The 15,755-nt window shown below is 35.3% G+C and carries 12 protein-coding genes; 2 read left to right on the top strand and 10 right to left on the bottom strand.

All coding sequences use genetic code 11. The features are described 5' to 3' along the window. Nucleotides 1-427: 427 nt before the first annotated feature. Nucleotides 428-1,578 (bottom strand): IS3 family transposase gene (locus ACQV1I_RS01365; RefSeq protein WP_116335482.1). Its coding sequence is split into 2 segments (ribosomal slippage): nucleotides 428-1,338 and nucleotides 1,338-1,578, totalling 1,152 coding nucleotides; the frame shifts between segments, so codons are not numbered across the junction. A gap of 336 nt (nucleotides 1,579-1,914) precedes the next feature. Here ACQV1I_RS01365 and ACQV1I_RS01360 point away from each other — a divergent pair. Together ACQV1I_RS01360 and ACQV1I_RS01355 are read left to right on the top strand one after the other, a co-directional pair. Beyond that, nucleotides 1,915-2,328 (top strand): hypothetical protein, encoded by a 414-nt coding sequence (locus tag ACQV1I_RS01360; protein WP_116335359.1) that lies wholly within the window; start codon nucleotides 1,915-1,917, stop codon nucleotides 2,326-2,328. A gap of 255 nt (nucleotides 2,329-2,583) precedes the next feature. Next, nucleotides 2,584-3,861: an erythromycin esterase family protein gene (locus ACQV1I_RS01355; RefSeq protein WP_116335360.1), complete on the top strand. Its 1,278-nt coding sequence runs from the start codon at nucleotides 2,584-2,586 to the stop codon at nucleotides 3,859-3,861. 313 nt (nucleotides 3,862-4,174) lie between these two features. Here ACQV1I_RS01355 and ACQV1I_RS01350 read toward each other — a convergent pair whose 3' ends face one another. The 9 genes from ACQV1I_RS01350 to ACQV1I_RS01310 form a co-directional block, all read right to left on the bottom strand. Further along, nucleotides 4,175-7,336, bottom strand: coding sequence for a type I restriction endonuclease subunit R (locus tag ACQV1I_RS01350; protein ID WP_116335361.1), 3,162 nt, complete (start codon nucleotides 7,334-7,336; stop codon nucleotides 4,175-4,177). 23 nt (nucleotides 7,337-7,359) lie between these two features. After that, complete coding sequence (locus ACQV1I_RS01345; protein WP_201747455.1) at nucleotides 7,360-8,559, bottom strand: restriction endonuclease subunit S; 1,200 nt, start codon at nucleotides 8,557-8,559, stop codon at nucleotides 7,360-7,362. After that, complete coding sequence (locus tag ACQV1I_RS01340) at nucleotides 8,549-10,141, bottom strand: type I restriction-modification system subunit M (protein ID WP_116335363.1); 1,593 nt, start codon at nucleotides 10,139-10,141, stop codon at nucleotides 8,549-8,551. The genes ACQV1I_RS01345 and ACQV1I_RS01340 overlap by 11 nt, the downstream gene beginning before the upstream one ends. 19 nt (nucleotides 10,142-10,160) lie before the next feature. Further along, nucleotides 10,161-10,730, bottom strand: coding sequence for a restriction endonuclease subunit S (locus tag ACQV1I_RS01335; RefSeq protein WP_116335364.1), 570 nt, complete (start codon nucleotides 10,728-10,730; stop codon nucleotides 10,161-10,163). Nucleotides 10,731-11,340: 610 nt separating this feature from the next. Then, nucleotides 11,341-12,048, bottom strand: a complete 708-nt coding sequence (locus ACQV1I_RS01330) for a hypothetical protein (RefSeq protein ID WP_116335365.1) — start codon at nucleotides 12,046-12,048, stop codon at nucleotides 11,341-11,343. Between the two features lie 426 nt (nucleotides 12,049-12,474). Continuing rightward, a complete protein-coding gene (locus ACQV1I_RS01325; RefSeq protein ID WP_116335366.1) occupies nucleotides 12,475-12,648 on the bottom strand; it encodes an aspartyl-phosphate phosphatase Spo0E family protein in 174 nt (57 codons plus the stop codon). A gap of 279 nt (nucleotides 12,649-12,927) precedes the next feature. Continuing rightward, a complete protein-coding gene (locus tag ACQV1I_RS01320) occupies nucleotides 12,928-13,065 on the bottom strand; it encodes a hypothetical protein (protein WP_161555151.1) in 138 nt (45 codons plus the stop codon). Continuing rightward, on the bottom strand, nucleotides 13,065-13,649 hold the full coding sequence (locus ACQV1I_RS01315) for a hypothetical protein (protein ID WP_236645935.1): 585 nt from the start codon (nucleotides 13,647-13,649) through the stop codon (nucleotides 13,065-13,067). The genes ACQV1I_RS01320 and ACQV1I_RS01315 overlap by 1 nt, the downstream gene beginning before the upstream one ends. A gap of 89 nt (nucleotides 13,650-13,738) precedes the next feature. Beyond that, nucleotides 13,739-14,362 carry a helix-turn-helix domain-containing protein gene (locus tag ACQV1I_RS01310; RefSeq protein ID WP_236645936.1) on the bottom strand — a complete coding sequence of 208 codons (624 nt, stop codon included), beginning with the start codon at nucleotides 14,360-14,362 and terminating at the stop codon, nucleotides 13,739-13,741. Nucleotides 14,363-15,755 lie beyond the last annotated feature (1,393 nt).

Raw genomic sequence — 15,755 nt, 5'->3', positions numbered from 1 at the left:
TTATTTTTACTAAATTAAAATCTTGTTGCTTGAAAATAAAGTAAACAAAGTTAAAGAGGATAAAGCATAAAGCTTATCTACAATCATGGTTTGCAATTAATAATTTATGAGACCTTTCAGTATGCTGTTTTTTCCTGAAACTATCGCTCCTTATACAGGAGTGCGGGTTGAAAGCTGGCGTTGTGAGGAATCTACCTGAACATCCCTATTTATTAGGGGAAGTTTCTTGTCGTCAATCAAAATTCCGAAAATTTCACTTAATCAACACATGTATATAACAACTCTTATTAGAAGTTCAATGAAGCAGAAGGGAAAGTATTTCTTTCTTTTTTTAAATGAATCCAAAAGGTAATCAACTATTTTCAAAAATTTCTTTAAGCACCCTAGTGGATTTGAGTCAATATCTTGGACACAACTAAGTTAAGTACTAGGATACTTTTCTTTGCAAGTCTTCTACTTCTTGAGGTGTTTTGTAGCCTAGACTACCATGTATTCGGGTTCGGTTATACCAACCTTCTATATATGTAAAAAGCGCAAGCTTTGCGGATTCATAATCAATGTAAGTCACATGGTTTACTTCTTCTTTCTTCAGAATGGCATGGAACGATTCGATACAGGCATTGTCATAGGGACAGCCCTTTCTGCTAAATGAGTGAACAATGTGAAGTTGCTTAACATATTGCGTGAAATCCTTGCTTGTATATTGGGCACCTAAATCGGTATGAAGTACCAAATCCCTTGCGGGTTTTTGAGTATCATAGGCATTTTTTAATGCATGCAAAACTACATCCACTGTCACATGACGTGAAAAAGAGTACCCTATGATTTTTTTAGAATGTAGGTCAAGAACGGATGCCAAATAACACCAACCATCTCGAAGAGTATGAATATACGTAATATCTGCTACCCATTTCTCGTTAATAGATGTTGTTTTAAAATCTTGCTGAAGTAGATTAGGTCTCTCTATCACTCTGTCTTTGCTTCCTTGTGGGCGGAATTTTTTACGCGTAATGGATCGAATATCAGCCTTATTCATTAATCGTTGCACTTTTTTCTGGCTAATAGAAAAGCCTTCTCTATTCAAAAGATAGTGGATCTTGGGAGCACCATAACGTCCCTTGCTATCCTGATGAATTTCAATCATTCTCTTTGTAATCAGTTGATTCTCTTTATGACGTAGAGAGGGCTCTTTCTTTTGGAATTGATAGTATGTACTTCTGGAAAGATTGAGTACCTCACACATGGTCTGTACAGAGTACTTTTCTCTGTTTGCTTCAATAAATTGATTCCATTCTGCAATTTCTACTTTTTTGCGAATATGGCCATAGCCTTTTTTAGAATTTCATTTTCCTGTTTCAATCGCAGCATTTCCTTCTGCATAGCAGCAATCTCTTTAGGTGCTATAGATTGTCCTGCTTCTCCGAGAGGAGTAAATTCTTTGATCCATTTATAAATGGTGACTTCTGAAATACCATATTCGCTAGATAATTCCTTTACAGAGTAACCAGAGTGATAAAGATCTACCACTGTTCTTTTAAAATCTTCATTGTATCTCTTGTTCGTTTTTTTGTGTTCCATCCGGACTCATCTCCTCTTGTTTTCATTGTAAGGACTTAACTAAGAGGTGTCCATGAAACTATACTAACTCCACTAGTTAGAAAAAGTTATTCTTTTTTTCTAAAGCATTAGAAATATCTTTTAGTACTTTTACAAGCTCAGCATTCCCCTTTTGTCTAATGGAATTTCTTTGTCGAAGAATCTGAAGAATATTCAGCAAAAAATAAACGCCAAAACTTATTAGAAATATCTTCAATAAATAGTCAACCAAAAATAGGATCATCTTCTTAACCACTCCTTGGAAAAAAATAGCTATACCTATTATTACCATAATTTATTAAAAAATGGAGGTAAATCATGAAAAAAATTATAAAACCCATTATTGCGATTTTTTCGGCTGCTATTTTGATGCTGCCCTCAATGGCTATGGCTCAAGAAACAAATGTGGAAAAAACTATTCCCAAAATATTTTCTGAGCAGTCACTAGCTTTAGAAAAGATTAATCAAAAAATTGAGAGTAGACAAACTATCCAAGAAACAGAAACTATACTAAATCAGCCGATAGAAGAGACTTATAGCTATACTCACTCTGACGGAGGTATAACTACTGTAACCATGCATAGCATTACCGTTCCTGCTGGGGAAGAAGAAAATGCCATTCTTAATACAGATGGTAGTAACTCTTTGAGGGAAAATAAAAACACATTAGTACCAGAAAAAGCAGAAAAAGAAAAAGAAGTGACTAAATTGCCTATGCCTATTAAAGAATAGTTTCCGTCTGTACCTTCCACCAGATGGGCGAATCTTTTTCCGGACGGGTAGGATAGGATGTAAAGGGCGGGGACTGCGAAATAAATTCAATATAGTTAAACGACATCAGGAAGGAGTATAATAGTGTAAATAGTAAGAAAAACCACAACATGAATCTTGTACGTTTTTATCAATCCGGGCGAGAAGATGACATACGCGGTTGTCACCTTTCATCCAATTAAAAACGAATGATCAGCTCAAGAAAGAGAGAACGATATGAAAAAAAATCTCCTGATCGTAATAAGCTTGTTCATCATGATGAGTGTATTCACGGGTTTCCGTTCTGAATCACCCAACACGTTACAACAGTCATTGAAATCTAACCTTGTTCCTGTTTCAAAAATGGACCTTCCTTCGAAAACCATCATCGGGTTTGGAGAAGCTACACATGGTAACAAGCAATTTACTACGCTGAAGTCAGATATATTTAAGCATCTGGTGGAAAAACAAGGATATCGCGTATTTGCCATAGAAGGCGATTTCGGCGGAGGACAAAAGGTCAATGAATACATATTAGGAGGCAGCGGAACTGCGCAAGATGCTGCAAAAGCAATCGGATTTACGATTTACAATACGCAAGAAATGGCAGCCCTTCTATCTTGGATGCGCTCCTATAATGAGCATCGGGATGCAACAGATAAAATTCATTTTTATGGTTTTGACATGCAACGCTATGACCATAACAAAAACGGGCTATTCTCCTATTTAAAAAAGGTTGATCCGACACTTGCCTCCAAGTATGAGATTGCACTTTCGAATCTGAATGATAAAACGGTGTATGATCAAAAGCAGGCCAACGTACAGGAGGGGCTCTCCCATATTAAAAACTTGATGGAGCGGATGAAGGAAAACAAATCCGTTTATACCGCAAAAAGCTCTGAGAAAGAATATGAGTTGGCTCTAGCCTTTGCCGAGGCTATCAAGCAAAACGCTACACTGCGCGGAACAAATGCGAACTATAACAATACCCGTGATCACTATATGGCAGAAAAAGTGATATGGATTTTATCATTTGAAAAGAAATATTACGGTCGCGAAAACATATTCATAACAGGACATAATGGACACATTGAAAAAACCTCCACTTCCATGGGAATGACAGCCTGCATGGGAGCGTATCTCGCAAAAACCTTAGGGGACCAATATTACGCAATAGGAAGTGAATTCTACGAAAGCTCCTTCATTGCTAATGACGCCACTACCAATGAGCGAAAAGAGTTTTATGTAAAAAATAGTGGGAACGATCGGCTAGCTGTTCTGTTTGCACATACAAACATGAAGGATGGATTCCTGGACTTTGCAAAGGCAAGACATGATGAAAATTTCACCGCATATCTGAATAGAACTCAGCCCATCAGTGCAATAGGTGCAGTCTTTAGTGGATTGTATGGAAAAATTGAAAAGATGTATACTTTACAGATGATTCCAGAAAAAGCTTTTGATGCTATCATTTTCGTGCGGACAGCTACTCCTTCGGTCATGATAACGGATTAACGGACTTAGTCTAGAATACTATTCCCTTAAAACAATGAATGGCTTCGATCTTTGATAAGAAAGATCGAAGCCATTCATTTTAAATTATTTTTGTGGTTTTCTAAAGTAGTCTTACTTCCATTTCATTTTTTCTTACAGATGATAATATATATTCCTATCAGTGACAAACTATATTACAACTCACAGGCGCCTCAGCACCTCTTCTCGCATATCTCCAATAAATCGGGGAAGCAGTTCAGATCGTTGACGGTCAAGTCCAGCATTCCTGCGAGTATGACCCCTTTTAAAGAAAAGCATTAATTGCAAAACGATTTTATCTCAACTCATCCTTCAAAGGTACAATGACTTCATCTAACGTCTTTCTCCACTGACGCTTCATTTCTGGTCCATATTTTAACGGTTTTGCATCTGGGTGTACGGCTTTAAACTTATCAAATTGCTTGCTGTCAATAATTCCCCCGATATTTGGAATAGGCTCTGATCCTATTACATATTGAACAGCAGATGAATGCAGCTCTCCTTCATCCACAAACCAAGCTTTCGCAAATTCTCCAATCGCTTTATTATAGGATTCGGTGAAGAAACGTCGTTTCACTACAAAAGTATCTTCCTCTGAATTTATTTCTTTGGCATCAATGGCGTTTAAAATCGCACGGTATACCGCTTTAACAATTTCTGATTTTTTCAGTTTTTGAAGTACTTTTTCGATCTCGTCACGGATATTCTGATTATTAGCTGAGTACGTTTCTAATAATCGGTCAATATAAGTTGAGTCAATATCATAGATCTTAATCGCATTTTCTCCATAGAATTCAATGTCTGAGAAATCTGGTCCTCCTGGTCTATCACCGTCTCTTTCATCGACTAGCGATCCCTTAACCGTGTTGTACACGCCAATATATTCTTCTAAGGTCTTTACCTGATCTTGGAGTGCTTTTGATTTCTCCATTTCATCGTTATAATCATCATACGTAACTAAAGCTTCGTAGGAATTATTTAACTCTTGAAAAGCTTTCACAAATTCAATCCGAGTTTCAAGTGGAGAGTGCTCGTCAATGTCGGTTGGATTTGGCACCAGTTTTTTCAATGTTTTATGAGCCTTTTGGAATCGTTTCTTCGATTCATCATAAGTTGGATAAACAAGATTAGATTCCTCTTGTGCTTGAGAATATAACTTCGTCGCCTCTTCTACATTATGTTCCATTGTCGAAGGTTTTCGGAATGTTACAATTAATCCTTTTTTCTTTCCAGGATAGGTACGATTGGTCCGAGAAAAGGCTTGGATCAAATTGGCATAACTTAAATTTCGATCCACAAATAACGTTTGAATTGTGGGTGCATCGAATCCAGTCAATAAGCGATCCACAACAATAACAAGGTCAATTTGTTTCCCAAATTCTTTGAATTCTGCTTTCTTACGAGCTAAACGATTGTTGATATCACCATTATATCGTTCAATATCTTCTATCGACCAAGCTGTATTATAATAATCGTTATAGTCCTTAATAATTTCTTTCATTTCATCTTGAATTTGTTTGGAATTATCTTCATTTTCTTGTATCGAATAGGTGACGGCAATCCGAGGGAAGTCCGGGTCTTCAATCGTGCGCCCTGTTCGGATCGGATGTCCAGCAAATTCTTTCGTCAACCATTCTGGATCTTTGGTCATTTCCTTGATTGCCTGATAGTAGCGTTTCGCCATATCAATGGAACTTGTTGTTAAGATGGCAGACTTTTGCGGGCGACTATTTTGGAAATCAAATTTGATATAGGCATTATCTGGTCGAAAAATCTTATGAATGACTTTTTGAATATGATCATCACTTTCGAAAGTAAATGGTTCAAGATATGCTTCCTTCTCTCTTCCATCCATTTGATCGATCATATCGTTAATTTCGTCATTACTAAAATTGGCGTATTTTTCATTTAGACGAAGTTGATTAAAAATATGATTATTTAATGATGTGGGTTCAATCATATCTTCATGCTCTACTTGGAACCCTAGAACAGCCCCATCATCCAATGCATTTTTAATGGTATAAGTGTGCAAAACTTCTCCATATTGATCACGAGTGGTGCGAGCTAATTGGCCTTTAGCTTGTTTTTTATTTTCATTAAATATCGGTGTACCTGTAAATCCAAACCATGTGGAATTTGGAAAAAAACCCTTGATCTCTTTCATTCCTTCTGCACTTAACGCACGATGGCATTCATCTACGACAAAGACAATATGTTGCCCTAGTAGTTTCTTAAAACGTTGGGTGCCTTTTTGTTCTTCTTGTCTTTGAGCATAACGCAAGGCAGCTTCTAATTTTTGGCGAGTGGTAATAATCACTGTATTGGAATTGGTATCAGATAGTAGAGTATTACTCAGCTCTTTCGCACTTTCGGTTCCGACAATCAAGCTATTAGACTTGGCATTATCAGAAGAAATACCGGTATTAAACTCGGAAGCAAATTTGGTGAATTCTGTCATCGTTTGATTATCCAAGTCTTTTCGGTCAATAAGCATAATGGTACGATCTACACCTGGTTTACGAGCTAATAATTTCGTAGAGACAAAACTTGTCAACGTTTTTCCTGAACCGGTTGCATGCCAAACATATCCAGATTCATGTTTCATGGCAGATGTAAACAAGGCTTCAATCGCATGAATTTGATAAGGGTGCAATACCATTAAGGTTTTGTTGTCTTGATCCTCGCTAACGATCGTATAATTGGCAATCAATCGATGTGCATCTGGAATATTTAAGACTTGTTTCACAAATTCATAGAGATTTTCTACTTTTCGATTGTCCGTTGTCCGCCAACTAAAGACAAATTTCTTATGTATGTCTTTTGGCAACGCATTGGCAAAATAGCGAGTCGTTTGTTCGTTGGAAATGACAAATACCTGAAGAGTAGAAAAGATATTATTTCTAAACAACCCTTCTTCTGCGTATTTCTTAATTTGATTATAAGCTTGGAATACACCGTCTTTGGCACTGACTTGCTTCAATTCAATTTGAACAATGGGTAACCCATTGATTAAGAGTGTCACGTCAAATCGGCGATCACGATCATCAACGTTTGCCTTTTGTTTTGCAATCTGATGAACGACTTCATATGTAGAGATTCCGCCACCAATGTCTTGATTGGAATACAGCACTAAAGACATCGGACCTAAAGATACATCTTCACGTTCAATCGTAATACGAGCAATTCCATTCTCCCCTTTGAGCCATCTAGCCGCATCAAAGGGTGTCTTTGTTTTCGATAACAATTCTGTTTTAATATTGTCAAATTCTTTATCAGAAATTGGATGTTCTCCAATTTCTGATAAGTTATTTTGTGTAATTTTTTGACGCAAGTTCTTCCATAGATCTTCTTCTGATTTTAAATCTGGACGATAATTCCATTGATTGCGCCCTTCCCCTAACACTTCAATCAGACGACGTTCTACTTCAGCTTCATCATTATGCGGTATCTTTGTCATGTTTCTTCCTCTCTTCTGTTTGCTTAGACAAACATCTTTTGTAGGAATGCTTTTTTCGTTTCTTTTAAGGCATCTAATTCTCGTTGATGAAGAGCGATTGTGTCGTCAAGTTGTTTGAAAAAGTTGCCGATATGGGTTTGTTCTCTCATAGAAGGTAATAATATTTCTGTTGAAAGAATGTTGTTGTTGTATAGTCGTTTAATTGTACTTCCTTCAATTCCAGTCCATTTAACAATTTGATAAAATTGTTGCAAAAATGAGTTATCCACCTGTCCTTTATCACGTTTCAGCCAAACAATATTAGAATCTTGGTAGTATGCTTCTTCTCCATTATAGACAATCGTTCTTCCAATAGTACCAGAGGCCGATATAAGTACATCACCGCTTTCTGGGAAAGAGTATTTACTTCGGTATTCATCAAATAGCTCCCGAGAGATAAACGAATCTGGAATGGCACCAAAAGTACCAATTTTGTAGAATGGTATCTCCCCATTCTCACTTGTTTGTTCTTTAAATATTCTTTTACACATTGCAACAGAACCAATATCCCCCAACCTACGCTGTTCCCATTCTCCAGTAAATCCCGGGAAACGAACTTCCGGTACGGACTTCCCTTCTTTTGGAAACATTTTTTGCAAGAATCCTTGTTTTGTTTGTTTTAGGGTATTTAGTTCTTGCTGATGAAGAGCGATTGTGTCGTCTAGTTGTTTAAAAAAGTTACCGATTTTGATTTGCTCGACCTTGCTAGAAGTATAAGGGAACTTAATATTTTTGAAGTTTTCGTAAAATAAATAATCCCTTACACTTCCTTCAGTATTTCTCCTTACCTCATCAATAAAAAATTGCGATTTAATATATTGTAGAATAAAGTCATTATCCAGTTCCTTGCTCATTTTTAATACCACATAAAGCGAGCTAACAATTACTGTTTTATTGAGGTCGTTGAATGCTATAGAGCCAACGTTAATTCTAGCTGGATTATATGCAAATTCATTAGGATTAACTAATTTATACGATGTTTTATCAAGCTCATCTAATCGACTCCCATCAAATTGTTCTGTTTGACTAACTAACCCTAACTTATTACTTACAGAATATGCCGGATAATTTTCACCCTTTGTATTTTTCTTACCTGCCTTAGAGATAAAGTCTTTAAACTTACGTTCTCCCCAATTTTTAGTAAATTCCGGAAATCGGATTTCTGGTGAATGGTTATTTTTCACGATTAAACACCTCTAACGCACCCTTAATCCATTCTGCGTTTTCTTCATCAAATTGTAGTGAAGAAATCATGTCAAATAAACTAGATTCTAGTTCTGCTTTTTCTTTTCGAATGTCTTGAATTGTTGAGCCAATTGAAGCCATATCCACAGGCCCTTCTTCCTCAAAGGTATCTACGTATCGAGAGATGTTCAAATTGAAATCATTCTCTTTGATTTCCTCAAAGGAAGCCAAATGGGCATATTTCTCAACTTTTTCTCGCTTCTTATATGTTTCGACAATCTTATCAATATTATCTTTGGAAAGTTTATTTTGGTTCTTTCCTTTAATAAACTCCTTACTTGCATCAATAAATAACACATCACGAGTGCTACGATTTTTCTTCAAGATGATGACTGTTGTTGGAATCGATGTCCCAAAGAATAAGTTTGCTGGCATACCAATGACGGTATCAATACTGCCATCTTCTAATAATTTCTTCCGGATCACACCTTCTGCAGCTCCACGGAACAGGACCCCATGCGGTAAGACGATTGCCATTGTTCCCGAATCTTTCAAATGATAGAACCCATGTAAAAGAAAAGCAAAGTCTGCTTTTGATTGTGGCGCTAACTTCCCGTAACGATTGAAGCGCGAATCATCTAAGAATGTATTATCTGCGGACCATTTTGCAGAGTAGGGTGGATTCATAAGGACAGCATCAAAGGTATAAGGCTCATCTGTCGGCCAATCTTTGTTCAATGTATCTCCATTGCGTAAACGCATATCTTCTTTATTAACACCATGCAAAATCAAGTTCATCTTTGCTAGATTATAGGTTGTTGTATTTAGTTCTTGCCCATGATACTTTACACTATCTGGATACTTAATATAGCTTCGGATATTCAACATTAAGGAACCTGAGCCCATCGTTGGGTCAAATACGCTAAACAATTTTTTGTCTTCTTGACCGATTGCAGCAATACGAGCCATCATGTCAGAAACTTCATGAGGTGTATAGAATTCTCCAGCCTTCTTACCAGCTTCTGAGGCAAATTGACCAATTAGGAATTCATAGGCATCCCCAATGACATCACCATTATGTCCCATCACATCGATATCATTTAGTTTCTTCAGGACTTCTGTAATGGTAATGTTTCGCTGTTGATCATCTGATCCCAATTTTTTTGATTTCAGATCCACATCATCAAACAATCCATTAAATTGATCATATTTCGTAGACAAATCGATAAAGGCTTTATTTAAGTCATTCAACTGAAACGTGTTTTGTTTGGCTTGATTGGCTAATACATTGAATAAATACTCTAGTTCAATATCGTAACCTAATGTATCCACTAATGTTTCGATCAAGTCATTTTTTGTCTCTTCATTTGCTAATAAATTTCTATACAATTGAGTTTGTTTTTCTTCTGTGTTGTATTCTTCTAGCGATTCATCGGCTTCTTCAACTACTTTTTCTAATAACTTATCAGATAAATACTTGTAAAAGATCAATCCTAATAAGTAGTTTTTGTATTCTGATGCATCCATTTTGCTTCGCAAGTTGTCTGCGGCACTAAATAACTTTGCGTTTAATTCAGCCATGTTGCGTTCCTCACTTTTTCTATTGTTGGTCTAATTGATTCAATACTTCTAAATAAAGTTGCTCTTCAAGTTCTGCTTGTTTCTTTGCCAAAGCTTGACGCTTTCTCAAAAAGAAATAAGCTTTACCAATCGTCCGTTGTTTCTCAATACTTGGTAACTTGATTTCCAACTCTTTTAGTATCGCTGGGGTTAATTTTGGTACAGTACTTCCTTGCATGGAAATTGCCATTTGCTTTTTCATTGAATATGATTCATTCAATGCATAACATAAATAGCTGCTATCCAATTGATCATGTTCAATAACGAGTTTAGCAAAGTTTTGGTTAATGATCTTTCCTTGGTTTAAGTCACTTACTATTCCGGCTTTGGAACTAACAAAGCTGAAAACAACGTCTCCAGCACTGCTTAAATAGCCTTCTTTATGATTTGGATTTCCAGTATAGGAGCTAGCTTGTGAGTCTAAAAATGAGCCATCTAAATCATTTATTAAGTCCTCATATGAATAAGCAACTAAAGATAGATCATTTTTCTCGCTTCCTCTAGACAAGTTTCTTCCTATCTTAACTGTTACAATATCTTCAAGCTTCATATCCCGCCCTCTCCAAAAAAGTATTTCTTTAAAATTACTTATTTTCTATTACAATTAAATCATATCAGTCTGGAAATACTCAATCAATCATTATATGTAATTTTTATGAATTACATATAATGATTATTATGTCACATCAATTCTAGGGTGTGTACGCAAACCTACTTGAGCCAGACTCGATAGGTATAATGTATTAATTATTCACCAAATTCACACTTGTATTCCCTTGCCCTTATATACATTCTGTATTACAAATAAACTCACAGAATCCTATTTACACATCGTTCCGACCGGAGTGTGACCTACCCTACTCCTATGGTTCGCATGATGTAACTACAGGCTCCTGCGAGCTTCTCTGCAAAAAACTTGCCGTTACTTATGATACGGTTCACCATACCGTATCTAAAAACATAGTTTGTTATAGGTAGAAGGTAGTTATTACTGTTTGAAACTTTAATATTAATGAAGAGGCTACACTTTGTTGGTTAATCTTACATCAAACACACAGAGCTTATTTAACACAAGTAAAAACGTCCGAGTTTTGGGGATTCGGACGTTAAGTTTACTCATATGAATTATCAGGGACCATCTATAGAGACTTCATTTTATTCTATAGCTCTTGCCAACCACCAACATAAGTACCATCACCACGAACTAGTAATTCTCCTTTAAGACTTATATTTTGCAAATTAATTATGTCTCTAATTCCCCAACTTAATTTAGCATTAACTATCGCTCTTACGTTTTTGCCCTCTGGGTCATTATAATAGTTTTCGTGATCAAGATGCCAAGCATTTAAAATATTACTCGTTTTCCACTTTGTATAAGGATTTTTTTCGTACCATGTAACTCTTTCTTTTTTGATTTTTACTTTTTGATAAAGTGTATAAGTCCACAACTCAACTCCAATTGCGCTTTCTAATGTATAGGTCGTGTAACCAGTAACTTTTTCCTCCTTCTCCTCTTTTGCTTGTGTACTTATTCCTCTATTAGAGCTTGGTTCAGTAGTCATATGGGTAGTCACTCTGATTTTGCTTCCATCCTCAAACTCATGAACTTTTATAGCTTTTTCTCCATCAATCTTTCCTGATGTTTTTAGTTCCCCTTCTGCAAGAGCTTTTTTAATCTCTTCAGCTCTTAATGCTAGTACTACGGTTCCATCTCTGTTTAGCGCACCAGATTCCATTAAAAAGGATAATTCTTTTGTATTTTGAGGAATAGTTTGTTTTGTTTCGCTTTCTGTTGCAAAAGTCGGTTGAACTAAACCAGTAACTAACACAGCAGACATTGCAATAGAACTAATCAACGATTTTTTCATTAAAATACACTCCTACTTTTTTATTGTTTATTTGGAACAAAGTGGTAAAATGTTTTTGAGGTGATGTTAACGTGAAAGCATTTTTTTTTAGACCAAGCGTTTTAGTTTTTTTAATAATTCTAGTTATTGGAATTATTAATATCGCTCCAACAGATTTTTGGATGGCTTTTTTTAAATTACTTATTTTTTCAACTGTAATTGCCCTAGTTATTGAATGGATAAGCTCATTCTTTAAAAAAAGGTAAGACTCTTGAAACCTTCATTTCTGTACACCTATAATGTCATCCTCGATAAATGAAACTCCCCATATTAACATGTTGTAAACCTCCTAGAGGTCTTTAGTGAATAGCTGAACCACGGCTATATAATTATTACCCCAACAGGGTTTCGTATAAGTTTTCCGTACAGCTTACTCTTAACGACCAACTAGTGTCTAATCTTCTCAAACATTACAATGTACTCATCTAATTGCTGGCTCATTTGAAGTACGGCAGGGTGTATAAATGAGCCTTTTCTGTAATACAACATCTCTAATTCTTTACGGAGGAGTTCAATAAGCTTCTGTAAATCATTTTCCAGTTGGGAATTTTCTGTTTTCATATTCTATAAGTGAGTGGTAAAATGAACTTGAGTAATATTTTTTGTTGCTCAAGGTAGGGGCGTTCCGATGGTGTCCAAACTAACGGGAACGCTCCTTTTAGTTAACAATTGATATAATCCGATGGCGCTACCTCCTTTCTTCCTCCTATGTATTATTTTACCATTAGTTGCAGGGACTACCTTTATTTTTTTCTCGAAGAAACGCCTTTACATCTTCCTAAAAGATAGAACTCCCCATAAAAAAAGACGCTATTTTAAGCGCCTGAAAGTTTCAAATAATTAATGACCGGGGTCTCCTGTATATACTTTGATATGTCCTGAAACTACTTGATTCTCGGTTTGCCTTTCTATTGAAAATAAAAACGTCAATGACAATGAGGCTAAAATTATGGATGTTGCTACTACTACCTTTTTCATTACACTACCACCTTTTTATCATTAGACTTCTTGTTGATGACATTATAAACCTCAACCAACTTCCCTAAAAGGTCTAAATCAATTGGTTTCTGATATAAATAATGTATTGATAAAATTTCGCCTATAGTATGATGGATATCTTCATTAGAGTTAATTTGCTCATAAGAAACCATACTCCTTAAATAAGAGGATATTGCATCATTATATTTTCCTATTTCGACTTGCCAAGCGCCTTTTAGTTTAAAAAATCTTCCTATTTCTCGATGTTTGTGGGGTGTATTCACACCCAAACAAATCGATTTTTCTTCTGTATCTAATAATGTCTGTATTGATTCTAACTCTCCCAACTTAAAAAATGATTCCGTCAAGTCATTTAAGATATGAACACGAGTATCATCTGTAGCCTCTAATAAACACTCTTGAAGAATTGGAATTGATTTTCCATACTCACCTTTTCCAAAATATATGTTAGCTCTTATAAATTTAGAACGCTCCTCGATGAATGTATAATCTAAACTTTCCGATATTTCTAAATGCTGCTCTGCGGACTGAAAATCTCCAGTATGAATAAAAGAGTTGATCATTGCATAAATTACTCTTTGCTTAAGCATACTTGTCCCTAAATCTAAATTGTATCCTGTTCGACCAAGTTCAATGCATCTGTCATATTTTTTTATGTTATGAGCATGTAACGACATTCAAAATAGAATATTATCTTTTCTTCTTGGGAAAGAAAATCAACATAGTGCAGAACTTCTTCTCCTACTATAAACGATTCTTCCAAACGTTTTAAATCTTCTCTCTCAATTAAGTATTTTTGATATAACCCTTTGGCTATGTAATAGGGCAGTCCATGCACTCTGGCGTACGTAACAATAGTGGTATAAAGAGTTACCTTTGCATCGTTGTTCGTACTAGTGTTTGCAAGTGTATACAAAAAGTCTAACGATAAGCATGTTTCTTTCCTAATGTTTTCTAGGAATTTGATTGCTACTTTATTAATCAAAGAAGGATTGGAAATTTCAATAGCCTCTGATAAAAAATCATCATATAATCCATAACGGCGTTCTACCTGGATGCTATATTCAATTATGTCTTCATAAGGAATTTTTAAAACATCTGCGATAGGTTTCAAAGTCCTCAACTCTGGACTTTTTGTTTCACCACTTTCTATTTTAGAAATAACCCCTTTACTGATCCCAGTTATTCTGGACACTTCTGACAAACTGATGCCTATTTCCACTCTTTTTTTCTTTATCAGTTCCCCCAATGTTGTGAAAGTTAGACTTACACTCATGTTAATCCCCTTCCATAATTTATAAATAAACCTATTGATTCCTTTATCAATCTTAACTTGATTCTAACTTTATTGTATATATTTGTAAATAATAACAAAAAATAATAGATTGATTTACTTTCTTTTATGAAAGGGATATTGAAAGTCGAGGATTATTAAAATCTCTAATTAAATATATCGTTCATCAAAGGGTATCAAAAAAGAGGAGTACGGACTACGTTATGATGACATCTGTCAACGTATTGTAAATTCAACATCTAGGGTGGATTTTTGGAAGTTTTCATCCCTATATTCCAATATGCACATGCTGAATGGATGTAAAGTATACTCCTTCCAAAAGCTACTAATACAACAACTTTCTTATACTGACCAACAGATAAGTAAAGTAGAAGCTAACATTCAAAAATATATCATTCTCTTTGAGAGAGACAAGATTTCTTTTTATATCGTTAAAGAGAAGCTTGCGCTGTATAAAAAAAGAACTTGCAACCCTCAAAGAAACAAAGAAAACAGTCACATATGAATTATCCAAACCTACGATAAAAGAAGTTTCGATAGATCGGATACAAAAAGATTTACTGCACTCGATTATCAATCGTATTACAATAAATTTTTCTAACAACATTAAAAAGCATTTGTCTTCGATACATCTCTCCCCATAAACTTTGTGCCTATTTATGATACGGCTCTCCGTAATGTATATAGGCACAAAACCAACTTCGACCATAGGCTTGAGATATCCCAATACGATTAGAGAAATCAACCTGATTGATCTTATTTAGCCTTCTAATTGTTCGGATTCGCTTCCCCATTGTTTGAATATTAATCACCCCTATGTTTAGTAAAATCCCGATGACCTTATAAATCACCGGGACTGAACAAGCGGTTCATAACTTTTTTTACTGGTTCACGACTTTCTTTACTGGTTCGTGACTTCTTTTATTGGTTCACGACTTTTTTGTTACCAGACAAAACTGTAGCTTTAGAATAAAGATTGATCAAATTAATACTATTAGCCTTGATAAACAAGCAAAAAGAAAGAGCGTGTTTTGAAAAAAGATTAATCAAAACACGCTCTTAATATATTTTATTGAATCATTCTTTTATAAAAAAGTTTGATCATTTCTATGATATTTCCTTCATAAATTACCATGTAAAGAATGTTGGAAACCGCTATTATATAATTCCGAAACTTAAAGAAATATCTTCTATTTATGTAAGACTCGTTGGCCTTCCCCATTTAATTAAATACGATTCAAGCTTAGCAAAGTCAGTTTTACCGTAAATTAATTTGCTGTTTTTAATTGGTTCAATCTCTACTGTCTGGTAATCAATGATGTTCAAACCCTCACCGGAATTTTTGTAAATCTGGAATACTTGCCTCTCCTTTTGT

Origin of the sequence: Brevibacillus sp. JB24b, assembly GCF_051713385.1 — a bacterium.
Taxonomy (GTDB): domain Bacteria; phylum Bacillota; class Bacilli; order Brevibacillales; family Brevibacillaceae; genus Brevibacillus_B; species Brevibacillus_B laterosporus.
Note: the sequence above shows the minus strand (reverse complement) of the source record. Positions and strands in the feature narration are given on the sequence as shown.